We start from the raw sequence: 24694 nt of genomic DNA on the forward strand, positions 1-24694 counted from the left end.
GTGGAATCATCGTCGCGAGCGCCCCGAAGCTAGGGCGACGGAGCGAGGAATCCTGAAGGATTTCGAGCGATGTCGACCGACGATTCGGGGCGCGCAGCAGATGAGTCCACAGGCTGTTAATCCAGCCGCAGCACCTCGATCGCATTCGCCCCCGCGGGCCGCGCGAGCTTCATCGATTTCCCCCGCCCGAGCAGCGCCGCGTGGAAGACCTCCGCGCCGGGCCTCTTCACGATCGTCACCGGATCCACGTAAAGAAACCCCTTCCGCATCCGTTCGACCGGCACCACGAGCGGAAACCCCACGTCGCGCGTCGTCGGATCCGCCATCGTCGTGGAGAGCGGCGCGCGCGCGGTGACGCGGGATCGCACGGCGAGCGTCGTCCCCGGCGCGAGCGGCCCCGACGCCCGGACGAACAGGTCGAGCCGCGGACGAACACCCGTCCGGTACGACGCACCCACGATCTCGGACCCGTCCTCGTACGCCGCGCCGATCGGCCGGAGCTCGCGCGTGATCTCCGCGAAGAGCGCCTCCGCCCGCGCCGCGTCGCCCTGCGTCACGGCCACGTTGTGCGCGATTCGTTTCTGTTCGAACGTCCGCGGCGGCTCCGCGGGCGGCGCCGCCTCCTGATCCCAGTGCACGCGCGCCTCCCACGTCGCATACGCGTCCGGCACGATCGTACGCACGGGTTCCGTCGCGCTCACGAACATCCATTCGAGCGCGCTTGGCTCGCGCTCCTCGAACACGTACGCGTCGATCGGCGCGAACATCTCGCGCGGAGACACGGCCCAGAACGGGCCCACGGCCGTCACGTGGAACCGCTTCGCCACGGCCGCGAGCTGCGCTTCCGGCGCGTAGCGGCTGTCCATCACGTACACGCCGTCGCGCCCCGGCAGGGGCCCCGCCGGCACCGGCTGGTTGACCTTCACCACGCGCCCGCCGAGCGACCAGACCTGCGCCCACGTCGCGTGCATGCTCTCGTGCAGAAAGGCCGTGGCGTCGGGCGGGATGCGCGACGCGAGCCAGCGCAGGAACACGGTCTTGTCGCCGTCCGAGTCGATGAGGTTCCCCTTCTCGTTGAACCGCCCGCCCGTCTGCCGCGCGTAGAGCGCCGCGGGTACGCCGTCGCGCAGGACGAACACGAGCGGCACGAGCAGGACGCCGAGCGCGACGAGCCCACCCTCGAACGTGCTGCCCGCGGGCATTCGCCGCACGCGACGCGCGAGGGCGCCTGCCGCAGGCGCGAGCGTGGCCACGAGCGCGCCCATCGCGAGAGCGAAATACGCGGCGAACGCATGCGGCCAGAACACGTGGATGTCAGCGCCCTGCTTGAAGACGATGTACTGGAACGTCGCCATGCCGAGCACGAGGAGCGGCGCGAGCTCGACCTCGGCGCGCGTGAGCAAGAGCCGCAGCACGCACACGACCGCCGCGATCTTCCCGAGCAGGATCGCGATCGGCGTGAACGAGAGCTCGATCCAGTACCGCCGGCTCGTGAGCACGGCCGAGAGCGGGATCGCGTTGCCCGCCGAGCGGGATCCGTAGACCGAGAGCAGATCGCCGAGCTTGCCGGCCTTCTGGAAGATCGCGAGGTAGAGGACCCCGGTGAGCACGGACAGCACGGCCCACGTGATCCAGAGCTCGGCGTACCTGCGCTCGTGCAGTGGCCCGAAGAACCGGCGCCCGCCGAGGTAGCCGCGGACGAGCCCGAAGCCGAGCCACTGCCCCGCGAGCACGAACGCCGGCCAGTCCGCGTGCAGCGCCATGACGAGGCCTATCGCGCTCACGAAGAGCCATTTGCGCCGCCACGTCTGGACGAGCCGCACAGAGCCGTAGATCGCGAGCAGCGACCAGAACATGAGCGGCACTTCGAGCGCGTTGAAGCTCGCGAACGAGAGCGTGATCGGCAGGACGACGAACCCCACGGCCGCCGCCGCGCCCGCCGCGGGCCGCCAGATCGAGCGCCCGATCGCGTAGAGCAAGGGCGGCGTCGCGCCCGAGATCAGGATCGCGGCCAGGCGGCAGACGACGTCGTGCCGGCCCACGATCTTCATGACGAACGCCGTCACCCAGAAGATCCCCCACGGGTGGTGGCAGTAGTAGAGCTCCGGCCCGGGCCGCGCCTCCGTGTACTCCCAGACCGGGCCCGGGATCCCCCAGCGCAGCATGTTCTCCGCGATGATCCCCATGCTCGCGGTCGAGGCCCAGTGCCCGTTCAGCACGGGCCCGAGCATCTCCCACGCGGCGACCAGGAAAAACCACGCGGTCGCCACGGCGGCGAGCGTCCGCGCGATCCGCGCCTCGCGCGCGCTCGCCACGGGCAGGCCGTCCGAGCCTTGGGGCAAGCGGAGCGAGAGCCTCGGGATCATGCGCGCGAGAGGGTAGCGGATGGCAAGCGCTTCGGGCGTGGTAACTTGCCGCCCCCGTGCGTCTCGGAAAGCGGCTTGCGGCCGCCGTAGAGAAAAATCCCGTAAGTTCCGCCCTCGCGATCGTCGCGCTGGCCGCGTCCCTTTACGTCATCGCCTACCCGTTCACGGCCGCGCGATACGCGCCGATGACGGATCTCCCGTTCCACGCCGCGCAGACCGGCGCGCTCCGGCATTTCTTCGATCCGAGCTACCACCTGCGCGACCAGTTCGAGCTGCACCCGCTCGCCGTCCCGTACATGTCCTCGTACGTGATCGGCGCGCTCTTCATGTTCCTCGTGCCCACGCACGTGGCCGTGAAGATCGCGGCCGTGGCCATGCTCGCGCTCCTGCCCGCGGGCCTCGCCGTGCTCTTCCACGGCATGAAAAAGAGCCCGCTCCTCGGCCTCGTGGGCCTGCCGTTCGCGTGGAGCCACCTCACGCACTGGGGCTTCCTCAACTTCGTCGGCGCGCTCGGCCTCTTCGCGATGGCGCTCGGCGTGACGCTCCTCCTCCTCGACGCGCCCTCGCGGCGCCGGCAGATCACGCTCTCCGCCGTCCTCGTCCTGCTCTTCTTCACGCACGTCTTCCGCTTCCCGTTCGCCGTCGCGGGCGTCGTCGCCGCGGCCGTCGTGATGTATCCCGCGACGCGGCGCTTCCGGCCGATCCTCGCCCCGCTCATCCCTCCGCTCGTGCTCTTCGCCGCGTGGACGCGCGTTCGCCCCGCGGCCATCGGCGGGCCCATCGACCTCTCGCGCTTCGATCTCCACCGCCTCGACGAGCTCCGCCCGCTCCTCCTCGAAGGCGGCTTCAACGATCCGATCGAGGCTGCGGCGATCGTCACGAACTACCGCACCGTCGGCCTCGTCGCGCTCGTCTCGTTCGTCGCGCTCGTCCTCTCCGGCCGCGCGAGCGCGTGGAACCGCCGCGCCTTTTCCTTCGCCGTGGGCAGCCACGTCCTCGCCCTCGGCTGCGCGGGCGCGTTCCTCCTATCGTTTCTGATGCTCCCGATGCAGCAGGGCGTCTGGTGGTACGTCTACCCGCGCGAGGCCACGGCGCTCGCGTTCGCCGCGCTCGCGCTCCTGCCCGACCTGCCCCGCGCGCCCCTGCTCCGCGCCCCGCTCGTCCTCGCGCTCGCCCTCGCTCCGATCGGCCTCGCCCGCGCGGTCGCCACGAATTACCGCATCTTCGACCGGGCGACCGAGGACTTCCACCGCATCACCGAGGACATCCCGCGCGCGCCGCGCCTCATGTATCTCGTCTTCGACCACGGGGGCTCGACCAAGAAAAACACCCCATTCATCCATTTGCCGGCCTACGTGCAGGCAGACAAGGGCGGCTGGCTCAGCTTCCATTTCGCCGTCTTCGGCGCCTCGCCGCTCGTGTATCGCAATCCGTCCGAGCCCTCGGCCGTCATCCCGCCGCCCGTCCCCACGCGATGGGAATGGACGCCGCACAAGTTCCGGCCCCTCCAGAATGGCAAGTTTTTCGATTGGTTCCTGGTTCGCAGCCGAACCTCCCCGGACGGCATGTTTCGCGAGGATCCCTCGATTGTCCCGGTAAATCACGTCGGCACGTGGTGGCTCTATCGACGGAAATCGGGCTAGGGCCCGCTCGATCGCCTGTGGTCCTGCAGCCATCGCTGCCTTGCGTCTCTGACGCCAGGGGCTAGGCTGCGCGATCATGGCGGCGATGATGCGAAGTGCGCCGAGAGATCGCGAAGCCCGACACGAGCACGCGCCGGCTTCCGGGGCACGCGCCGAGCTGACCAGGTTCACGCCGGAGGACGCGTCTCCGGAGCAGGTGATTTCGAGCGCGGAGCGGCTGCGCACGCTCATCGAGGCTTCACCCGATCCGATCTTCATGAAAGACGGCGAAGGCCGCTGGCTCGAAGTGAATCGCGCCGGCCTCGAGGTGTTCGGGCTCGAAGGCGTCGATTACCAGGGCAAAAGCGAGGCCGAGCTCTCCGCGTTCACGCCCTTCTATCGTGAAGCATTGCTCGTCTGCCCGGATACCGACAGCGTCGCCTGGGACGCGGGCAAGCTCTCCCGCGTCGAGGAGAACGTCCCGCGGCCCGACGGGTCGATCCGGACGTACGACGTATACAAGGTTCCGCTCTTTTATCCGGACGGACGGCGCCGCGGCCTCGTCGTGCTCGGCCGCGACATCACGGACCGGCGGCGCGCCGAGGAAGAGCGCGATCGGCTCCTCGAAAAAGAGCAGGCCGCCCGCGCGGCCGCCGAGCGCGCCGAGCGAAGGAGCGCCTTCCTCGCCGAGACGACGCGTATCCTATCGGGCACGCTCGATTACGAGGATACGGCGACGCGGCTCGCGCATCTTTGTGTCCCCTTCGCCGCCGATTGGTGCGCGGTGTGGACCGTCGACGGCCAGGGCGGCGTGCACCTCGGCGCCCTCGCGCACGTCGATCCGGCCCGCGAGGCCCTCGCCAAACCCGGCTCCATCCGCGTCGAGCCCGATCTGCCCGGCGGCGTCTCGCACGTCGTCCGCTTCGGCCAGCCGCTGCTCTGCCCCGCAGTCCCCGACACCACCGACGCGCGCCTCGCCGCGCTCGGGACGCGGGATCCGGCCTGCGAAGCTCTCGTCCGCGCGCTCGGCCTCTCCTCGTACGTCGCCGTGCCGCTCATCGCGCGCGGCCGCACGCTCGGCGCGATCACCCTCGCCCGCATGCCCGGCTCCTCGCCCGCCTGCGCGGCCGACCTCACGCTCGCCGAGGACCTCGGCCACCACGCGGCGCTCGCGCTCGCGAATGCGCGCCTCTACGAGGAGTCGCAGGAGGCCATCCGCGCGCGCGACGAGTTCCTCTCGATCGCCTCGCACGAGCTACGCACGCCCTGCACGTCGCTCCGGCTCGGCATCGAGGCGCTCCTCCGGCATGCGCGCGCCGGCAAGCTCGATCGAATGCCCGCGCCGCTGATCGAGCGCCTGCTCGAGACGAGCGACCGGCAAAGCAAGCACCTCTTGCACCTCATCGACCGGCTGCTCGACGTCTCGCGCCTCGAAGCCGGCCACCTCGATCTGGAGCTCGAAGAAGTGGATCTCGCGGCCCTCACGCGCGAGGCGGCCGGCGAGCTGCGCGAGGAGGTCGCGCGCACGGGCGGCTCGCTCGTCGTCGAGGCGGAGCGCCCGGTGCGCGGCATGTGGGATCGGGCGAGGCTGCGCCAGGTCGTGACGAACCTGCTCGGCAATGCGCTCAAGTACGGCGCCGGCAAGCCCGTCCGGGTGCGGGCCACGGGCGACGATACCCAGGCGTGGCTCTGCGTCGAGGATCGCGGAATCGGCATCCCCGAGGACCGGCAGGCCCACATCTTCGACCGATTCGAGCGCGCGGTCTCGTCCCGCCATTACGGCGGCCTCGGCCTCGGCCTTTACATCGTGCGGCAGATCGTCGAGGCCCACGGCGGCGCCATCTCGCTCGCGAGCCTGCCCGGCGAGGGCTCGACCTTCACCGTCACGCTCCCGAAGGCGCGCGCCGCCGTCGCCGCGCGCGCCTCCTGACCGATTCCGTTCTTTCCGAACGAAAAAATGGTGCGAACGCGACCACTTTCTTGATCTTGTCGCCTTGTCCCGGGAGCGGTACATCCTCTCGAAATGCGGCTTCTGGCGGGCGACCTGGTCGACGATAGGTTCGTGATCGAGCGTGTCGCAGGCTCCGGGGGCATGGCCACGGTCTACCGGGCGCTCGATCGACACACGGGCACGCGGGTCGCGCTCAAGCTGGTGCACGACGAGGGCGGCGAGATGGGGCGGCGCTTCGACCACGAAGCGCAGAGCCTCGCCGAGCTCCATCATCCCCACGTGGTCCGGTACATCTCGCATGGATCCATGGGCCTCGGCAGGCGCTGGCTCGCCATGGAATGGCTCGAAGGCGAGGACCTCGCGGCGCGCCTCGCCCGCGGGCCCCTGTCGATCGAGGACACCCTCACGCTCGGCATACGCGTGGCGCGAGCGCTCGAAGTCGCGCACCTCCGCGGCGTCATCCACCGCGACATCAAGCCGAGCAACCTGCTCCTCCTCGGCTCCTCGGTCGAGGAGGTCCGATTGATCGATTTCGGCATCGCCCAGAGCGTGAGCACCTCGCGGCGCGTCACCGAGACCGGGGCGGCGATCGGCACGCCGGGCTACATGGCCCCCGAGCAGGCGCGCGGGGATCGCGTCCGGGTCGACGGTCGCGCGGACCTGTTTTCACTCGGCGCCGTGCTCTTCGAGTGCGTGACGGGCAGGCCCGCGTTCGAGGGCAATCACGTGATGGCCTTGCTCGCGAGGCTGCTCTTCGAGGAGGCGCCGCGCCTCAGGGACCTCCGGCCCGAGGCGCCCCGCGCGCTCGACGAGCTCGTCGCGAGCCTGCTCGCCAAGGACCCGGACGAGAGGCCTCAGGACGCGGGCGCCGTGGCGCGCACCCTCGAATCGATGCACATGGGCCGCGCGACGCTCCGCCCGCCGCCCGGACGTGTGGATCTCGGGCACACCGAGAGGCGGCTCTTCTCCATCGTCGCGGCCCTGCCCCATGTGCCGGCGGCTGGTCCGTACGTCGAGACGGCGGAGCTCGTGAACATTCGCGTCACCGCGATCGAGCACGCCGTGAGCCCGTTCGGCGCGCATGCTTCGGCGCTCGCGAACGGCGCGCTCTTCGTCACCCTCTCCGGCGAGGGCAGCGCGAGCGACCTCGCCCTGCGCGCCGCGCGCGCCGCCCTGGCGCTCCGCCCCCTCTTGCCCCCGAGCGCGATCGCCCTCGTCACGGGCCTCGGCGAGGCCGATGGCAAAGCCCCGATCGGCAAGATCGCCGATCGCGCCGTCGTGCTCCTGAAGGACGGCGAGCGCCATCCGCACGGCTCGGTGCTCATGGACGAGGTCACCGCGGCGCTGCTCGACGGCCGCTTCGCCGTGGCCCTCGCTTCGGGTGATTTCGTCCTCGAAGGCGAACGCGAGGCGCCGGAGGACGCGCGCACGCTCCTCGGACGCCCGAGCCCTTACGTCGGCCGCGATCGGGAGCTTCGGATGGTCGAGGAGCTCGTGCACGCGAGCTTCGACGAGGGAAATGCGCGCGCCGTGCTCGTCGTCGGCGCGGCGGGCATGGGGAAATCGCGCCTGCGCCGCGAGCTCGAAATGCGCCTCGCCGCCGCCAGGCCGGACGCCGTCGTCGAGATTGGCCGGGGCGACCTCCTCGGGCGGGGCTCGCCCTTTTCGGTCATCGCCGCGGCATTGCTACGCACGGCCCGCATCACGTCCGGCGAGCCCTGCGCGGTGCGCCGCCAGAAGCTCGAAGACACGTTCGGCAAGCACCTCGCGCCCGATCGGCAACGGCACGTCCTCGAATTCCTCGGCGAGATGGTCGGCATTCCCTACCCCGACGATCAGAGCCCCAAGCTCCGGGCCGCGCGGCAAAACGCGGCGCTCATGGCCGATCGCATCCGCGAGGCGTACCTCGAGCTCCTCGCGGCCGAGCTCTCGGCGCGGCCGCGCCTCCTCGTGCTCGAAGACCTCCAATGGGGGGATGCCGCCTCGATCAAGCTCGTCGACGCCGCGCTGCGCGCCCTTCCGCATCACCCTTTCGTGGTGCTCGCGCTCGCGCGGCCCGAGGTGCGGCAGAGCTTTCCGCGGCTGTGGGAGCAACGCGATCTGCAAGAGATTCGCCTCGGCGCGCTCCCGGGCCGCGCGGCCGCCGAGCTCGTGCGGCATTACGTGGGCGATCGCATTTCTTCCGAGGAGATCGACCGCGTCGTCGCGCGGGCCGGCGGCAATGCGTTTTACCTGGAAGAGCTCGTGCGGGCCGTGGCCGAGGGCCGCGGCGGCGAGGTGCCCGAGACCGCGCTCGGCCTCGTGGAATCACGCCTCGCCGCGCTCGTCCCCGAAGAACGGCGCCTTTTGCGCGTCGCCAGCGTCTTCGGCGAGGCCTTCTGGACGGACGCCCTCGCCGCCGTCGCCGACGAGCCCGTCGAATCCGTCACCAACATGCTCGCCTCGCTCGAAGCGCGCGAGCTCGCGTTCCGCCGGAAATCGAGCCGTTTTTCCGGGCGCACCGAGTACGCCTTCCGGCATTCCCTCATCCAGGAGGGATCGTATACGACGTTGACGGAGCGGGATCGCGCCCTCGCGCACGCGCGGGCCGGCGCGTGGCTCCTCTCGGCCGGGGAGAACGATCCGAAGGTCCTCGCCGAGCATTTCGGCCGCGCCGGCGACGCGAGCCGGGCCATCGTTTATTACGTGCGGGCGGCCGAGCAATCCCTCGCCGCGGGCGACAACGAGGCCGCCGTCTCGCTCGCCGACGCGGCGCTCGGCCTCGGCGCGACCGGCGCGGACGCGGCCGAGCTCCGGGCCATCCAGAGCGACGCCTGGACCTGGAGCTGTCAGTACGTCCGGGCGCACGAAGCGGCGCAGGTCGCGCTTTTCCTCGCCGAGCCCGGCAGCCTCAGCCATGCACGCGCGCTCGGCGGCGTCATCAGCAATGGCCTCATGCTCCGGCGCTTCGACGTCATCGGCGAGGCCCTCTCCGACCTCCTCCGCGTCGAGCCCGAGCCCGAGGCGATCCCCGCGCTCGCCTGGGCCTTCGCGATGGCCGTGAACACCCTGCTCCTCACGGGCCAGCGCGGCCCGGCCGAGCTTTACCTGCGCCGCATGGAGCACCTCTCGATCGGCCTCGCGGCGGAAAACCCTTCGGTCATGGCCTGGCTCGCCCATGCGCAGGGGTACTGGGCGCACCACGTCGAACAGGATCTCTGGAATGCGCTCGAGCTCCACCGCCTGAGCGTGACCGGCTTCCGCGAGGCCGGCGATCAGCGCTACTGGCCCAACGCCGAGATGCACGTCGGTTCGCTCCTCCTCGCGCTCGGCGCATTCGACGAAGCGAGCTCGATCGTCGAGCGCGCGCTCGCCGCGTCGCCCCCCGGCAGCCAGGCCACGTTGATGGGCCGATGCGTGCTCGCGTGGGTCGCCCTCGATCGGGGTGCGCTCGCGGAGGGCATTCGCCTGGGCGAGGCGGTGGCGAACGAGGCGGACGCGCTCGACGAGGGCGTGATGGGCCTGCATGCGCGCCTATCGATCCTCGAAGCACGCGTCGCGGGCGGGGAGCTCGACGGCATCGAGGCCGCGCTCGACGCATATGAGCCTGCCGTGAAGGGCATGCCCGTCGCGGAGCTCTGGCACACGAACGTCCGCGCCGCGGCGCTCCTCGCCGCAGGGAGGGTCGTCGAGGCGCGGGGCCTCTGCGTGGAGGCGCTTTCGCGCGACGAGGCGCTCCAGGGAACGGATCATCGCCGGCGGGTCGCGCTCGGCGTCGTGCTGGCGCAGGCGCTCGACGCGCTCGGGCGGCGGGACGAGGCCATTGCGGTGCTCCTCCGCATGCGACGAGAGACCGAGGCGCGGGCCGAGAGGATTGCCGATCGGGCGCTCCGGGACAGGTATCTCTTCCACGTGCCGGTACACGCGCGAATGTGGGCGCTTCTGAGCAAGTTTTCATGACTGCGCGGGTGTCGCGCACGCACACAACCCCATCACCATCGAGAAAAAAGGAACCGCCATGGGCACCACCTATACCCGACTCGACAAGAACAACGCCGCTGTCCTGCTCGTCGACCACCAGGCCGGATTGCTGTCGCTGGTCCGCGACTTCGATCCCGACAGGTTCAAGAACAACGTGCTCGCCTTGGCCGACCTCGCGAAGTACTTCAACCTCCCGACGATCCTGACCACCAGCTTCGAAGACGGCCCGAATGGTCCGCTCGTGCCCGAGCTGAAGCAGACGTTCCCCGATGCACCGTTCATTCCGCGTCCGGGGCAGATCAACGCCTGGGACAACGAGGACTTCGTCAAGGCGGTCAAGGCCACCGGAAAAAAGCAGCTCATCATCGCCGGCGTCGTCACCGAGGTCTGCGTGGCATTCCCGGCTCTTTCGGCCCTGGAGGAAGGTTATCAGGTGTTCGTCGTGACCGACGCCTCGGGCACGTTCAACGAGGTGACCCGTCACGCCGCGTGGAACCGCATGGCCGCGGCCGGCGCGCAGCTCATGAGCTGGTTCGGGGTCGCGTGCGAGCTCCACCGCGACTGGCGCAACGACGTGGAGGGCCTGGGAACGCTGTTCTCGAACCACATCCCGGACTACCGGAATCTGATCACCTCCTACACCACGCTCAAACCGAGCAAGTAGCACCGGCACGCGGACGCTCGCGCTGCGCTCTCTCGACGCGTCAGCTCAAAACGACCATGGCTCCGCGCGGCGCCCTGGCTCCCCCGAAACCCCCCCGCGGCATCGCCCCTGTGGCATGAACAGATCGCTCTGGTGCCGAGGAAGGCGCTCTGCCTGGCATGGGAAGCGTGCTCGCCGAGACGGCGCGCGGGGGCAGGAGAGGAGGAGGCGGCGGAGCGTGATGCTTCGGCTTCGAAGGAAGTGCGAGCCCTCCCCACGAATTGGGATTGCCCGACGCACGCACGAGCGATTATACTGAAGGAATGCAACGTTCTTATGCTCTTCAGCTCGTCGCCGCCATTTTCGTGCTCGCCGCTGGCTGCGGACAGGACGCCGGATCAGGGGCCGGGGGCTCGGGCGCCGGCGCGAGCTCGACCGGCTCGGCGCAAGGTGGGTCTGGACAAGGCGGCGCCGGACAAGGCGGCAGCGAAAACGTGGGGGGAAGCTTCGCCGGAAGTGGCGGCTCGGGCGGCGGCTCGGGCGGCGGTGGTGCCGGCGGGCCGGAGGTCTGCGACGGCATCGACAACGACAACGACGGGACGATCGACAACGTCGACGTGGGCAACGACGGCATCTGCGATTGCCTGCGCATCGCGACGCTCGGGCTGCCTGGCCAGTGGGGCAATGGGGACGTGTTCGCCCAGTGGCTCGACACCCGGAGCGACAATGGCGCCGTCTCCCTGAACGATCAGGTGCTCACGAAGGATCTGCTCGACAAATACCAGGTCATCGTGGCGCAGAATTTGAGCGAGCTCGGCCGGGCGTACTCGGCCGAGGAGGTCACGGCCTTGAGCGATTGGGTCAAGGCCGGGGGCGGCTTCATGACGCTCATCGGTTATGGCGACCCCTCCGAGCGGACGAACGTGAATACCTTGCTGGCAGCCTTCGGCATGAGCTACGCCGCGCAGCAGATTCTACCGAAGAACGGGGGAGCGACGATCCCCGTCACGAACTGGGTGATGCATCCCGTGACGAACGGCGTGACGAGGGTCGGCGTCGACAACGGGTATCCTGTCGAGGGGACGGGACAGACGCTCGCCACGGAACAAGGGTACGACCTGCTCAAGGCCCAGGAAGTGGGCAGTGGTCACGTGCTCATGTGGGGCGACGAGTGGATCACGTACGATACGGAATGGACCGAGCACCCGGAATACCAGCTCGAGCTGTTCTGGCTGAATGCGATCAAGTGGCTGACGCCCGCGAAGAACTGTCAGGTGACCATTCCGACGCCGAAGTGACGTCGGCCCCGCGGACGTTGCCGCGGCCGGCGCCCACGGGGCGCGGCCTCATCCTGGTGGTGCCAGTCCTAGGATGAATTCACGCTCTTTTGGGTCGGCCGCGGAGCCGCTATCCCTGGGCCATGACGACGAACCAAAGGCCCTTGCATTCTGGTCACGGCGCGCAAACGACGGCGCGCGAGGTACTCGGCGACACCAGGCTCGACGGCGCCGTCGCCGTGGTCACAGGCGGGTACGCGGGCATCGGGCTCGAAACCACGCGCGCGCTCGCGGCCGCGGGCGCGACCGTGATCGTCCCGGCGAGGACGCCCGACAAGGCGCGCGCCGCGCTCGCGGCCATGGAGCGCGTGGAGATCGAGAGCCTCGATCTCGGGGATCCGAGCTCGATCGACACGTTCGCCGCTCGCTTCGTGGCGTCGGGCCGCCCCCTTCACATGCTCGTGAACAATGCGGGCATCATGGCGACGCCGCTCGTGCGCGACGCGCGCGGGTTCGAGTCGCAGCTCGCGACGAACCACCTCGGCCACTTCCAGCTCACGGCGCGGCTGTGGCCCGCGCTGCGAAAGGCCGGGGGCGCGCGCGTGGTCTCGTTATCGTCCGGCGGACACGCGTATTCCGGGGTCGACTTCGAGGATCCACATTTCGAGCGACGTCCGTACGACAAATGGATCGCCTACGGCCAGGCGAAGACGGCGAACGCCCTCTTCGCGCTCGCGCTCGACGCGCGCGGCGAGGCCCATCGTGTACGCGCGTTCTCGGTGCATCCGGGCGGCATCGTCACCGAGCTCATGCGATACATGTCCGACGAGGAGGCTCGCGCGGCCGTCGACAATTTCAACGCCGTTTCGAGATTGAAGACCGCGGAGCAAGGGGCGGCGACGAGCGTCTGGTGCGCGACGAGCAAGCAGCTCGACGGCATGGGCGGCGTCTATTGCGAGGACGTCGACATCGCCGAGGCGGTGCCCGCCGATTTCTCGGGGCGACGCGGCGTACGGCCGTGGGCGATGGCTCGGGACCTCGGCGAGCGGCTGTGGACGAAGAGCGAAGAATGGACCGGCGTGACGTTCACCGCGTGACGCGCCGAAACAACTTCTGCGCGCGCGTGGAGCTCTCCCCGGGGCGTGGACAGTAGAGCGAGACGCGGAGCAAATGACCCTCGGGCTCCGCGTGCGTGAGCGTGACGTGCTCGAATTCGATCATGCCCACGTCCGGGTGGACGAACACCTTCAATCCTTCGGGGACCTCGCCCACGTCGTGCTCGCCCCAGAATCGGGCAAACTCGGGGCTCACGCGCGAGAGCTCCGCCGCGAGCGCGTCGAATTCGGTTCGATCGGCCGCGCGCGCAGCATCGAGGCGAAAGCCGGCCACGGCGCGCCGCGCATCCTTCTCCCAGCCTGGCATGCGCGCGCGCCGCTCGGGGTTCATGAACATCGACCACAATCCATTGCGCTGCTCGACGGGGAGGGCTCCGAGGTCTCCATACAGGACCACCGTCGGCCCGTTCCAGGCGAGGATGTCCCACCGGCTCGTCCAGACGAGCGCCGGATAGGGGTATGCATCGAGCACGTGCTGGAGCGCGCCGCTCACCGCATCGGGCGCGATCGCGGGGCGGGCCGCCGGTCGTCCGTGCGCGAGCTCGAAGAGGTGTGCGCGCTCCGTCGGCGTCAGGCGAAGCGCGAGCGCGAGGCGCTCGAGCAATGGCTCCGACACGTGAATGTCCCGCCCCTGTTCGAGCCAGGTGTACCAACTGACGCCCACATCTGCGAGACGCGCGACCTCTTCGCGCCGCAATCCCGGCGTGCGCCGCCGCGCGCCCTCCGGCAACCCCACGTCCGCGGGGCGAAGGCGCGCGCGACGACTGCGGAGGAATTGCGCGAGCTCTGCGCGCCGTGACATGTGTGGCGTATCCGTCACGAGGCGATAGGTTACGCGATCGGGGGGTCGTCTTCCAGATCCTCGGCGCGACTGTCCCTTCCTTCATTTCCCGCCGGGTATGCGACGAAATGAAAGTGTAGCCACAACCGGACGGTGATCACTGCCTCCATCGCCGGGACCGACCCGCGCGTCGATCGTTTCGAGTGCGTTCGAGTGAAAGATGTAATCGATCCGCACGAGCCAGGTCGGCACGGCCATGCCGAGGACGACGGGGCGTGATCCGCCGTGCTCGGGCGTGGGTTCGCCCGGGAACGTGTGACCGAAGCCCCACCCCGCCTCGCGCCAGGCATCGTGCATCGTGCGGGTGATGATGGAGTGCGCCGCGTTCTGGTCGGTCGCGTTCAGATCACCCGCGAAGATCACCGCGCCCTGGTGTGCATCCGCAAAGTCGGAGAGGGCCCGCGCTTGTTCGTCGCGCTCGCGCGCGTTCGCAGGTCCGGCGACAGTGTGGAAGTTGACGAACGTCACGCGCTCCGTCCCGACATCGAGCTCCACGACCATCGGTGTCCCTATCCACGCGATACGATCGAGGGGGCTCGCGTCGATTTTGCGGAGCGGATGGCGGCTCAGAATGCCGCTGCCCGTCACGCCGGGTCTCGCGTCGAGCAAGCGGTAGGGATGACTTCCGGAGAGCGCTTGCTCCAATGCATCCGCATGCTCGGGCGTCATCTCCTGCAGCGCCACGATGTCGGCATTCACCTCGCGGATCACGCGTATCGTCGCGGCCGTGTTCGGATTGAAGCCGAGCGTGTTGTACGTCATGACGCGGAGCTCGTTCTCCGTCGCCTGTGGGGTTCCGCCGCGCGGCACGAGGAGGCCGCCCCAGTGCCACGCGAAGAGGAGCGCTGCCAGGCCGACGATTGTATACCCCTCACGTCGGCGACGACGCGCAACGACCAACAGAATCAAGGGGGCTGGCAAGAAAGCGTAAAGAAGCAAGGCGTTCGCCGCGAAGGACCACCATGTTCTATCTGCGAGGCCGTAACGCGTGACGAGGACGGCAACGAGAACCAGGCCATAAGACCAGACGAGGCCGTCGAGGAGCCAATCGCGCCAGGACCGACGTTCGCTCGCACGAGGAGCTTCCTTGGTAGAGGCATCAGCCGGCGTCATAGGGGTCACCTCGGTCGCCCAATCCCATACCGTTCGAGCCGCCGATAAAAGGTCGCGCGTGGAATGGCGAGCGCTCGCGCCGCCTGGGCCGCATTCCATCCACTTTCGGCGAGCGCGCGCAGGATCGCCTCGCGCTCGGCGTCCCCGCGAGGCCTCTCGATGCCCCGTGAAGGCAAGGGCCGCGCGTCCCGGAGGCCTAGGTCGCCGGGCCGGATCACGTCGCCCTCGGCGAGCACGATCGCCTTCATGAGCACGTTTTCGAGCTCGCGCACGTTGCCGGGCCAGGAATGCGCCAGCAGCACGCGCATCGCCGACGGCGTGATCCGCGGCGCGGACCTGCCAAGCTCACGGGCCGCGCGCGCGACGAGGTGGGCCGCGAGCTCCGGCAAGTCTTCGAGCCGGTCGCGGAGAGGCGGCAGCGTGACCTCCACGACGCCGACGCGGTAATAGAGATCCTCGCGAAAACGGCCAAAACGGACCTCCGTCCGGAGAGCGCGGTTCGTCGCGCAGACCAAACGGAAATCGACGGGCACCGTGGTGTCGCTCCCGAGCGGGCGCACCACGCGTTCTTGCAGGACGCGGAGCAATTTGGCCTGCACTTCGAGCGGCATTTCGCCGAGCTCGTCGAGGAAAAGCGTGCCACCCGACGCCGCCACCATGAGGCCCGCGCGATCACGATCCGCCCCGGTGAAGGCGCCTCGCTTGTGGCCGAACAGCTCCGCTTCCAGGAGACTCGCGGGCAATGCGGCGCAATTGATCCCCACGAAGGGGCCCGCCCGGCGCGGGCTCCCGTCGTGCACGGCGCGCGCGACGAGCTCCTTGCCAGTGCCGCTCTCGCCGAGGACGAGCACCGGGAGCGGCGACGCGACGACGCGATCGAGCGTCGCGAGTACGCGGCGGAGGGCCGGGCTCCTGCCGATGATGCCCCGATCGTCATTGCGATGGTCGAGCGCCTCTTGCTTCGCGCGCACCTCGTCGCCGAGGCGTACGATCTCAGCCGCCTGGAGCCGCGCGAGCTCCTCCACCTTGCTGCGCTCGGCTTCGAGCTCCTCGGTGCGGCGCCGGAGATCCTCGATGAGGCGGGCGCGCCGGAGGACCAGCGCGACGTGATCGGCAAACCCGAGGAGCAGGTCGATGTCGGCCTCGCGAAATCGCGCCTCCGTGAATCGATTGTCGAGGTAGAGCGCGCCGATCACGCCGTCGGGCGAACGAATCGGGACGGCAATGACGGATCGGAGGCGCATGGCGTGCACGGAGGCATTTTCGCGGAAACGCTCGTCCTCGCGCGCGTCGGCGGTGCAGACGGCCTCTGCCGTGCGCATCGCTTGCTCGGCGATCGAACGGCTGAATTTGAGGTGACTCTTGCCGATCTGCTCGCGATCGACGTTCCGCGCGGCCGGCACGTGCAGCGCTCCCGAGCGCGGATCTTCGAGCACGAGAAAACCTCGCTCGGCGCCCGTGAGTTCGATCGCGGCGTCGAGCGCCATCACGAGGATGCCATTCGCATCGTCGGTGCCATTGAGCTTCCGGTAGAGATCGAGCAAACGCGCGAGTTTTTCCGCGCGTCCCTGGGACGCGCCGAAAGCCTGGGCAGGGACGGGCGCCCGCTTCCGCCGTCGTGGGTGGGCGAAAAACGCGCTCCGAAGCTCGGGCGCGAGGCCCGAAACGGCTTCCTCCCAGAGCGCGTCCGCGCGGGCGCGCAGCGTCGAGGCGCGCGCTCGTTCGCCTGCGTGGTCGAGCGCCGCGGCGAGCCGGCCCGCGCAAACCGCAAGGAGGTCCGGCTGCCCCGCGCGCTCGGCAAACGTGAGCGCTTCTTCGAGTCGTTGCAGTTCGCCGGCGGGCACACCCCGCAGCCGATCGAGCTCCGCCCGCCCCAGCGCTTCCCGCGCCGCGACGTCGGGCGCCTCGCGCGCCTCGCCGGCCACGACATCGAGCGCGCGGGCGGCAGCCGCGAGATCACCGGCCGCGAAATCGATTTCGGCACGTTCGAGCGCGACCTCGGCCGCCTCGCGCGCCATGCCGAGCCGAACGAATGCCCCGCGGGCCCGTTCGGCGGCACCCCGCGCAGAGGCGAGGTCGCCGAGGCCCAGCGCGTTTTCTCCGACGGCCGACGCGGCCGACGCGGCAATGGCGACGAGCCCGGCGGCCATGGCGTCCGCCTCGGTGCGCGTCGCGGTGCCGAGGCCTCGCTCGAATGCGCCGACGTCGGCCCATAACTTCGCGAGGTTCGAGGCGAACAGAAGGCCGACGTCTTGCTGTCCGAGCGCGCGGCTGACCCGCGCGCCGCGCTCGTACGCATCGAGGGCCTCGGCAAACCTGCCGAGCTGGTGGCACGCGGTGCCGAGGTTCAAGCACGTCCGCGCAATGGCGTCGCTCAAGCCGTGCTCCTCCGCGACCCAGAGCGCCTCGCGGTGACCGGCGAGCGCCGCGCGGACGTCGCCGGCGCGGTAATCGTGAATGGCGCGATAACTCCGCGCGCGGAGCAGGCGCCGCGGCGAGCGCTCGACTGCGGCGGCCGAGAGATCCAGGAACTTCCGCGCCGCGCGCAGATCACCGAGGTGCGTCGCTGCGACCACGAGATCCTCCATGAGGTCGGCGCGCACGTCGTCGTCCCGCAGCGCGGGCGCGGCCTCGAGCGCGGCCTCGGCGACCACACGCGCCTCCGCGTGACGCCCGAGCCGCGTGAGCGCGCGTGCTTCGAGATCCGCGCGCCGCGCCCGGCCCACGTCGTCGAGCGGCTCGCGCGTGGCCTCCGCGAGGACCGTGAGCGCCCGCTGCGCCTCTCCCTGCTGCGCGAGGCAACTCGCGAGCGTGAGGAGCGCGCGGCCGCGCTGCGCCCCGCTTTCGAGGCGTGGGAGCCTTCGTTCGATCGCCTCGCGCGCGCGAGCAGGATTGCCCGCGAGCTCGATGACACGCACGGCGAGCAGCCATGCCTCGTCGTCGAGGTGCTCGGCGTCGACCACCGCCTCGGCTGCGGCTCGAAAGGCGCGTGGTTGCCGGACCGCGTCGGCCCCGTGTTCGGCGAGCCGACGTGTTGCCTCGGCCGCCTGTCCCGCGAGCGCCCAGTGCCGCACGGCCTGCCCTGCCGCCTCGACGCGTTCGTCCGGCAAAACCGCGGCATCCGCGCCGCGCGCATCGAACCACGCCGCGATGGCCGCATGAGCCTCGCGGATCGCCTCCTCGCGCACCGCGAGCGTGGCCGCCTCCCGCCGCGTGATCCGCAAAGCGTCCGCATCGCGCCGCGCGAGGCCACGGCCGACCAGCGCGGAGATCTCGGCCTCACCGACCCCGAAGCTCGACAGCAGCGAGAGACGCGCGCGGCCGGAGAGCGCGACGAGCAAAGCAAGCGCGCGCTCCTCGGCCGGCGTGAAGGTGCTCGTGGCCGCGGCGCGGGGTTTCTTCTGGACAAACCTCCCCTTCGTCACCGCACGATCGAGCTCACCCTCCGCAGCGCTGCCGGCTTGCAGCTCCGCGACGACATCCGCGATCGCCGCCGCGTGCCCGCCCGTCGCCGCGAAAAGCTCGGCCTCGACGCCCGAAAGCCCGACGTCCAGCATCCACCGCTTCACCGCGTGCGCCGTGAGCGGCCCGAGCCCGATCACTTCGACGCCCGCAGGCTCGCCACCCAAAAACACGCCCCTCGCGTGGTCGACCTCGGTGACGACGAGGAGCACCGGATCGGCCGGATCGAGCGATCGCGCGAGGGCCGAGAGCGCCTCGCGGTCGTCGTCGGGCAGGAGGTGGACGTCGTCGACGAGCAACGCCACCGGTGTGCCCCGACGAACCAGCCGATCCCGCGCTTCGAGCGCGGCGCGCAGGCTCCCTTCGGCCAGAGGCTCCGAGGCGGCGCGCTCCACGAGGGAACCGAACGGCCTTCGTGTCGTGGCGAGGGCTTCGACGGTCGCGACCCGCGTCTGCGTGATCCACTTGAACTCGCGGAGCAGGCGGCTCCTCCCTGCCCCTTCTGGCCCTCGAAGGATCGCCACCCGCGGCCCGGCCAAACCCGCTTCGAGACGGTCGAGCAGCGCTAGGAGAAGGCCGAGCTCCGCCTCGCGACCCACGATCCGCGGCGCCTCGCGCGGCGGCACGCGCAAAAACGAAGCGTGCCCTCCGAGCGCTTCGATCACCTCCTCCGCGGAGGCCGGACGCGCCGCGGGATCCGCATCCGCGAGCCGACGCGCGAGGCGCTCCGCCGCAGGCGGCAGCCTCTGCTTCCGCGCGAGATCGAGCAACGTGACGCCGACGGCGTAGAGATCACTGCGCGCATCGGCGCGTTCCCCACGAAAAACCTCGGGCGCGATGAAACGCGGCGTCCCGCTCGGCGCCGCCACGCTCCCGAGCCGGCCTGCGCACGACAGATCGAGCAGCACGCCCCGCCCACGCTCGTCGACGAGCACGTTGGCGGGCTTGAAATCCCCGTGCCGGAGCCCGAGGCGATGCAGGAACGCGAGCGCGGAGAGGGCATCGACGAGTGGCCCGCGCAGCGCCTCGAACGTCGGCGCCGCCCGATCGAGCTCACGCCCGGCGACGACCTCGGTCGCGAGGTAGTGCAACGCCTGTTCGCCGTCCCGCGGCAGCGATCCGAAATCGAGCACGCGGACGAGGTGCGGGTGGACGAGGCCCGCCAGGTACCCGAGCTCCGCGCGGAGGGCCCATTCATCCTCCGCGCGCCGCAGCACCTTCAGCGCGACGTCCGTTTCGAGGACGAGGTCCCGCGCGAGGAACGTCCGCGCGAGGCCGCCCTCGCCGAGCGTCGCGACGATCCGATAGCGATGGGCGAGGGTCTCTCCCGGGACGACCAAGCCCACGAAGTGTCTCACATGTGTCTCACCTGTCTCAACGAGACATTTCCCGAGAGCGAACCACGCGTTCCTCCTCGTGAATTCGCTCGTTCTGCCCGCGGCGTGACCTTGGTACGCCCCCTGCTAAGGGCCGGCGCATGCTTTCCGTTCGCGTGCTTCTTCGTTTGCTCGCCGCGTCGCTCGCTCTCGGGGCGTGCATCGTGAGCCCCCAGCCGACGCCCCCCGAAGAACCCACGCTCCTCGCGGACCACGTCTCCACGGGCGGCCCCATGGACATGTCCACCACAAAGCGTTTCGTGGGCGAGCCCGGCGCGGTCACGCCGCCGCTCGGCGACATCGTGGTCACGAACCTGGACACGACCGACGCGCCTTTCGCGGCAAAAGTCGCGGCGGATGGAAGCTTCGACATCACCGTGCCCGGCACGGACATGGACGAGTTCCGTCTCGAAATCGTGGCGCCGGGCGGGGTCCGCTCCATGCCGCTCGACCTCGTCCTGAATGCCGCCGGCACCAGCTACGAGCCCGGTCCGCGGCCCTTCGCCGATTGCCTCGTGCTCGATCCGGCGTTTTCTCTCTCGTTCAACGGCGCCGGCGACACCCGGAGCGTCGTCGTCCGCAACGATTGCCCGGACGAGCTCTCGTTCCTCGCGCCCCGCCTGCGCCGCGGGCAGGCCGCCTACGGATTCGATCCGACGACGCCGTTCGTCCTCACGCCGGGCAGCGCCACGACGATCACGGTCGACGTCGGACCACAGGCGAACGAGCAGGTCGACGTGCTGTTCGTCGAGACGACCGGCGCCGTTCGGGATCGCCGCCCCCTCACCCTCTTCGTAACCCCCTGACGACCCTCGATTCATGAAAGAAAAGGAGACCACCATGTTCCGATCGAATACGTTCGCGCTCCTCACGCTCGCATTCCTCGTTTTGCCTGCCTGCGGGAGCACGGTCGACTCGGGCGGCGACGAGCCGACGAGCTACACGAAGGATGAGGCCCGCGCGATGAACGGCGTCACCAACGACGGCGCCGACGTGTGCGCCCTCGAAGGCTGGTACGACGACGGCACGTGTGACGATTTCTGCCCGGCGAGCGACGGCGATTGCGTGGTAGCCGGCGACACGCTCTGCAGCGAGGAAGCCGGCATGCCGTGCGAAGAGGGCTACTTTTGTGATGTTCCGATCGACACGATGTGCGGGGCGATCATCGATCAGCTCGGTACCTGCAAGCCCAAGCCCGAAGCGTGCGATCAGAACTACGACCCGGTCTGCGGATGCGACGGCCAGACGCACGCGAACGCGTGCACCGCCAACATGGCCGGTACGGCCGTCGCGACGGCGGGGGCCTGCCCTTGATCATGCAGGGTCATTTCCGGAACTCCTCCGCCGAAAGCCCCGCGCGCCGCATCAGCCTGTAAAAACTCTCCCGCTCGATCCCCGCGTGCTCCGCGGCGGCCGTCACGTCCCCGAAAAACCTCTTCAAGACCGCCTCCAGGTACCGGCGGCTCGCCTCGGCGCGTGATGCATCGACGGCCTCGCGATACGTGAGCTTCGCGAGCTCGGTGTCCCGCGCGCCCGTGGCCGCCGCCGCGTTTGCGCCCTGGATCTCCGGCGGCAAGGAGCAGAGCGTGATCTCCCGCGTCGTCTCGATGATCGCAGCCCGCTCGACCGCGCTCCGGAGCTCCCGCACGTTCCCCGGCCAGCGATAAGCGCTGAGCGCGGAGAGCGCCGCCTCGGAAAACCGCGTCGCGCTCGATCCCGCGTGCGGCGCTCGTTCCGCGAGGAAACGCTGTGCGAGCAGGGGAATGTCCTCCGCGCGCTCGCGCAGCGGCGGCAGCTCGAGCACGCACACGTTGAGGCGGAACCATAAATCCTCGCGGAACGATCCCGCCTTCACCATGCCGCGGACGTCGCGGTGCGTCGCGGCGATCACCCGGACGTCCACCTTCCGCTCGCGCGGCTCGCCGATGCGGCGAACGGAGCGCTCCTCGAGCACGCGCGTGAGCTTCGCCTGGAGCGTCGGGCGAAGCTCGCCGATTTCGTCGAGGAACAACGTGCTCTCGTGCGCCTCCTCGAAAAGACCGGCACGATCGGCCACAGCCCCCGTGAAGGAGCCGCGCGCGTGGCCAAAAAGCTCGCTCTCGATGAGCGATCGCGGAATGGCCGCGCAGTTGACCGCGACCAGGCGCGAGGGCGCCCGCGAGGAGCGCTCGTGAATCGCGCGGGCCACGAGCTCCTTGCCGGTCCCCGTCTCGCCGAGGATCAAGACCGTCGCGTCGGTGGGCGCGACGCGCTCGATGAGCTGATAGATCCGGCGCATCGCGGGCGAACGCCCGATCATCGCGCCAAACCCGTCCACGTCCCGCGGCTCGTGCGTCTCGTGGAGCACCGCCGCCTGCGCGAGCGCGCGCTCGACGAGGGCCTTGAGCGCGTCGGTCTCGAAGGGCTTCGTGACGTAATCGTAGGCCCCTTCGCGCATGGCCTGCACCGCCGTCGGGACCGTCGCATACGCCGTCATCAAAATGAACGGCACCCCCGGCCAGCGCGCGCGCACCGCGCGGAGCACCTCGAGCCCGTCGCCGTCGCTCATGCGCAGGTCGCAGAGCACCACGGTGATCGGCTCTCTCTCCAGCGCCTCCAGCGCCGATCGCACGCCACGCGCGGTGACGACACGCCCGAGCTTGCCGAGCACCTTGGAGAGCATGGCCGTCATGTTCGGTTTGTCGTCGACCACCAGGATCGTCGGCTTCACGCGGCTTCTTCCTTTCCGGCGTCCACGATCACGCCCGGCAAATCCACGACGAACCGCGCGCCTCCGCCGGGCCGCGCCTCCGCCCGAATGCACCCGCCGTGCGCGGTGACGAGCCCATAACAGACCGCGAGGCCGAGGCCCGTTCCGTCCCGCCGTGTCGTGAAAAAAGGCTCGAAGACGTGGTCGAGCACGTCGGCCGACAATCCTTCGCCGCGGTCGAGCACCTCGAAACGATACCCGTCGCCCTCGCGCCTCCCCGTGACGAGGACCGGCTCGCCGCTCGACGTCGCCTCGCGCGCATTCGAGACGAGATTCACGATCACCTGCCGGATCCGCAACGGATCGACCCGGATCATCGCAGGCTCCGTGTCCACCACGACGGCCGGCGTGCCGGGTGAACTCGACCTTCGGGAGGGCACGCCCTCGGCACGATCCACCGCGTCGCGCAAGAGCTCGGCCGCGTCCACGGGGCGGGGCACGAGCGCGGGCGTACGCGCGTACACGAGCAGCTCCTCCGCGATGCGCTGGCAAAGCGCCGCCTCCTCGTCCAGGATCCGGAGCTCGTCGCGCATCGAATCGCTGTCGACCTCGTCGCGCATCGTGCTCAGGTAGCCACGAATGACGGTGACCGGATTGTTGATCTCGTGCGCCACGCCCGCCGCGACCCGCCCGATCGCCGCCAATCGCTCGGCGGCCACGAGATCCGCCTCCGCTCGTTTCAGCGTGTCGAGCATACGATTGAACGCGTCCGCCACGACCGCGAGCTCGACCGCGGGGACGGGCTCGACGCGCGCCGTTCGATCCCCCTCGGCGACACGCCGCGCGACGCGTTCGACGGATCCGAGCGGCGTCGCGAACGACCGCCACAGGTTCCGCCCCGCGACGAGCGCCACCGCGGCCGCGAGCAGGCCCGTGCCCACGGCGATCACCAGCGCGAGCCGCACGGCGCTCGCGGACTCGCTTTCGGCTTTCAGGGCCTCGCCGTCGAAGTAGCCGGCGATCGCGTCGGCGTGCTCCGTCATCCTGTCGACGAGGGCGTTCGCCCGCTCGTGCGAGTGATGCACCTCCGCCCAGTCCTTCCGATCGATCGCCGGCAGGATCTCCTCGGTGAAGACGCAGCTCAGGTCGCAGCTCGCGTCGGCGATCGCGTCGAGGCGCTCTCCGCCCGCGTCGTCGACCATCGGCCGGAGCGCGCGCAGCTCGTCGTTCAGCTTGTCGACCCACTTGTCGTGGTGGGCGACGTGGGAGGTGTCGCGCAGGATGATCGTGTGCGCCTCGTGGATGTATTGCTCGCGCGCCACGACGCTGAGCAGCGCCGCGCGGCGCGAGGCCACTTCCAGGTCGTGCGCCTTCAGGATGGCGCGACGCGACGCGAGGGCCGAGACCACGGCGCTCGCGCCGCTCGCGAGCACGAGGGCCACGAGCAGGCTCACGGTGAGGAGCAGACGGCCGCGGAGGCGATACGCCTGCGGCGACGGAAGCACCGCCATGCCCCGCCTTTAGCAATGCGCACGACCCGAAGCCAGCCGCGGGGGCGCTCGTGGCCGCGCGGGTCACGTCTTGTGACCGGCTCGGTCACTCCCCTCCCCTGCCCGCCCGTGATGCTCCGGGAAAACTGACGGATCCGCCCTGAACCGCCCTGGCACGGAGCGTGCTGCGCCGCGCAGCGGCGTGTCGACGCGGGCCCCTGCGAACGAGTGTAATGCGCGGCGTCCCCCTGCGTCGGCAAGGGCGAGGGTTGCGCAGACGCGGAGGCCGCGCGAAGAACCGGAGCCGCCTGCCCGAACCCCGAACCCCCTCGATCGTGATCCCGAATTCAGAAGGAACTTGGAGTCGACGCATGAAGACCACGCTGGGCCTGCTCGCCCTGCTCTTCGCATCCGCTTGCAGCGGGCCGGAGGTCCCTTCGGCCTTCCAGCCTGATTCTCCCGCGTCTCCCGCGGCGTCCCCGGCGCCCCGTCCCCCCGTCGCGGCGGTGCTCGCGGCCTCGGACCCGCGGGACGCCGGCGTATGCGTGCCCGGAAAGCCTTGCGTTCTTCCCGAATCCGAGGACGCCTCCGGGGGTGGTCATGAACACGGCGGCCACGATCACGGAAACCACGGCGGCCACGGAATGAACCACGGTGATCACGCCGGCATGAACCACGGCGATCACGCCGGCATGAATCACGGCGGCCACGATCACGGAAGCCACGGCGGAAAGCCCCCCGCGCCGCCCGCCACGGGTCACGAGGGCCATCGCGGCCATGAACATTGAC

General features: G+C 70.0%; 15 protein-coding genes. 9 read left to right on the forward strand and 6 right to left on the reverse strand.

Features of this window, described 5'->3' with window-relative positions:
* Nucleotides 1-116: 116 nt before the first annotated feature.
* Nucleotides 117-2366: a glycosyltransferase family 39 protein gene (locus QHF84_RS31720; RefSeq protein WP_281317224.1), complete on the reverse strand. Its 2250-nt coding sequence runs from the start codon at nt 2364-2366 to the stop codon at nt 117-119.
* A gap of 56 nt (nt 2367-2422) precedes the next feature.
* Between QHF84_RS31720 and QHF84_RS31725 the strand changes: the two genes are divergently transcribed.
* The 6 genes from QHF84_RS31725 (at nt 2423) to QHF84_RS31750 (ending at nt 12916) form a co-directional block, all read left to right on the forward strand.
* The gene (locus tag QHF84_RS31725) at nt 2423-4009 is read left to right on the forward strand and encodes a hypothetical protein (protein ID WP_281317225.1); all 1587 of its coding nucleotides are present in this window, start codon (nt 2423-2425) and stop codon (nt 4007-4009) included.
* A gap of 76 nt (nt 4010-4085) precedes the next feature.
* Nucleotides 4086-5918 carry an ATP-binding protein gene (locus QHF84_RS31730; RefSeq protein WP_281317226.1) on the forward strand — a complete coding sequence of 611 codons (1833 nt, stop codon included), beginning with the start codon at nt 4086-4088 and terminating at the stop codon, nt 5916-5918.
* Between the two features lie 93 nt (nt 5919-6011).
* Nucleotides 6012-9878, forward strand: a complete 3867-nt coding sequence (locus QHF84_RS31735; protein ID WP_281317227.1) for a serine/threonine-protein kinase — start codon at nt 6012-6014, stop codon at nt 9876-9878.
* Between the two features lie 58 nt (nt 9879-9936).
* Entirely contained in the window at nt 9937-10563 is a 627-nt protein-coding gene (gene ycaC / locus QHF84_RS31740) for an isochorismate family cysteine hydrolase YcaC (protein WP_281317228.1), read from the forward strand.
* A gap of 302 nt (nt 10564-10865) precedes the next feature.
* Nucleotides 10866-11840, forward strand: a complete 975-nt coding sequence (locus tag QHF84_RS31745) for a hypothetical protein (RefSeq protein WP_281317229.1) — start codon at nt 10866-10868, stop codon at nt 11838-11840.
* Nucleotides 11841-11962: 122 nt separating this feature from the next.
* Nucleotides 11963-12916: an oxidoreductase gene (locus tag QHF84_RS31750; protein WP_281317230.1), complete on the forward strand. Its 954-nt coding sequence runs from the start codon at nt 11963-11965 to the stop codon at nt 12914-12916.
* Here the strand turns inward: QHF84_RS31750 and QHF84_RS31755 are convergent.
* From QHF84_RS31755 to QHF84_RS31765, 3 genes are all read right to left on the reverse strand, one after another.
* Complete coding sequence (locus QHF84_RS31755; RefSeq protein ID WP_281317231.1) at nt 12906-13736, reverse strand: helix-turn-helix transcriptional regulator; 831 nt, start codon at nt 13734-13736, stop codon at nt 12906-12908. The genes QHF84_RS31750 and QHF84_RS31755 overlap by 11 nt on opposite strands.
* Before the next feature lie 81 nt (nt 13737-13817).
* A complete protein-coding gene (locus tag QHF84_RS31760) occupies nt 13818-14537 on the reverse strand; it encodes an endonuclease/exonuclease/phosphatase family protein (RefSeq protein ID WP_281317232.1) in 720 nt (239 codons plus the stop codon).
* Between the two features lie 356 nt (nt 14538-14893).
* Nucleotides 14894-19696 (reverse strand): sigma 54-interacting transcriptional regulator, encoded by a 4803-nt coding sequence (locus tag QHF84_RS31765; RefSeq protein WP_281317233.1) that lies wholly within the window; start codon nt 19694-19696, stop codon nt 14894-14896.
* Between the two features lie 131 nt (nt 19697-19827).
* Here QHF84_RS31765 and QHF84_RS31770 point away from each other — a divergent pair, with 131 nt between their 5' ends.
* The gene (locus QHF84_RS31770; protein ID WP_281317234.1) at nt 19828-20532 is read left to right on the forward strand and encodes a hypothetical protein; all 705 of its coding nucleotides are present in this window, start codon (nt 19828-19830) and stop codon (nt 20530-20532) included.
* A gap of 34 nt (nt 20533-20566) precedes the next feature.
* Complete coding sequence (locus QHF84_RS31775) at nt 20567-21040, forward strand: Kazal-type serine protease inhibitor domain-containing protein (protein ID WP_281317235.1); 474 nt, start codon at nt 20567-20569, stop codon at nt 21038-21040.
* A gap of 10 nt (nt 21041-21050) precedes the next feature.
* On the opposite strand, the gene QHF84_RS31780 is transcribed toward QHF84_RS31775, so the two are convergent.
* Both QHF84_RS31780 and QHF84_RS31785 read right to left on the reverse strand, forming a co-directional pair.
* Nucleotides 21051-22436, reverse strand: coding sequence for a sigma-54 dependent transcriptional regulator (locus QHF84_RS31780; RefSeq protein ID WP_281317236.1), 1386 nt, complete (start codon nt 22434-22436; stop codon nt 21051-21053).
* Complete coding sequence (locus QHF84_RS31785) at nt 22433-23926, reverse strand: HAMP domain-containing sensor histidine kinase (protein WP_281317237.1); 1494 nt, start codon at nt 23924-23926, stop codon at nt 22433-22435. The genes QHF84_RS31780 and QHF84_RS31785 overlap by 4 nt, the downstream gene beginning before the upstream one ends.
* Before the next feature lie 350 nt (nt 23927-24276).
* On the opposite strand from QHF84_RS31785, the gene QHF84_RS31790 reads away from it, so the two are divergent.
* Nucleotides 24277-24693 carry a hypothetical protein gene (locus tag QHF84_RS31790; protein ID WP_281317238.1) on the forward strand — a complete coding sequence of 139 codons (417 nt, stop codon included), beginning with the start codon at nt 24277-24279 and terminating at the stop codon, nt 24691-24693.
* Nucleotide 24694: the final 1 nt, after the last annotated feature.

Origin of the sequence: Polyangium sp. y55x31 (assembly GCF_029946505.1) — a bacterium.
Lineage (GTDB): Bacteria > Myxococcota_A > Polyangia > Polyangiales > Polyangiaceae > Polyangium.

Bases quoted from the DNA above. Each gene is read 5' to 3' on its own strand.
- QHF84_RS31785 (WP_281317237.1), bottom strand. From the start codon at position 23,926: ATGGCGGTGCTTCCGTCGCCGCAGGCGTATCGCCTCCGCGGCCGTCTG.
- QHF84_RS31755 (WP_281317231.1), bottom strand. From the start codon at position 13,736: ATGTCACGGCGCGCAGAGCTCGCGCAATTCCTCCGCAGTCGTCGCGCG.
- QHF84_RS31730 (WP_281317226.1), top strand. From the start codon at position 4,086: ATGGCGGCGATGATGCGAAGTGCGCCGAGAGATCGCGAAGCCCGACAC.
- QHF84_RS31750 (WP_281317230.1), top strand. From the start codon at position 11,963: ATGACGACGAACCAAAGGCCCTTGCATTCTGGTCACGGCGCGCAAACG.
- QHF84_RS31745 (WP_281317229.1), top strand. From the start codon at position 10,866: ATGCAACGTTCTTATGCTCTTCAGCTCGTCGCCGCCATTTTCGTGCTC.
- QHF84_RS31790 (WP_281317238.1), top strand. From the start codon at position 24,277: ATGAAGACCACGCTGGGCCTGCTCGCCCTGCTCTTCGCATCCGCTTGC.
- ycaC (WP_281317228.1), top strand. From the start codon at position 9,937: ATGGGCACCACCTATACCCGACTCGACAAGAACAACGCCGCTGTCCTG.
- QHF84_RS31760 (WP_281317232.1), bottom strand. From the start codon at position 14,537: ATGACGTACAACACGCTCGGCTTCAATCCGAACACGGCCGCGACGATA.
- QHF84_RS31770 (WP_281317234.1), top strand. From the start codon at position 19,828: ATGCTTTCCGTTCGCGTGCTTCTTCGTTTGCTCGCCGCGTCGCTCGCT.
- QHF84_RS31735 (WP_281317227.1), top strand. From the start codon at position 6,012: ATGCGGCTTCTGGCGGGCGACCTGGTCGACGATAGGTTCGTGATCGAG.
- QHF84_RS31720 (WP_281317224.1), bottom strand. From the start codon at position 2,366: ATGATCCCGAGGCTCTCGCTCCGCTTGCCCCAAGGCTCGGACGGCCTG.
- QHF84_RS31775 (WP_281317235.1), top strand. From the start codon at position 20,567: ATGTTCCGATCGAATACGTTCGCGCTCCTCACGCTCGCATTCCTCGTT.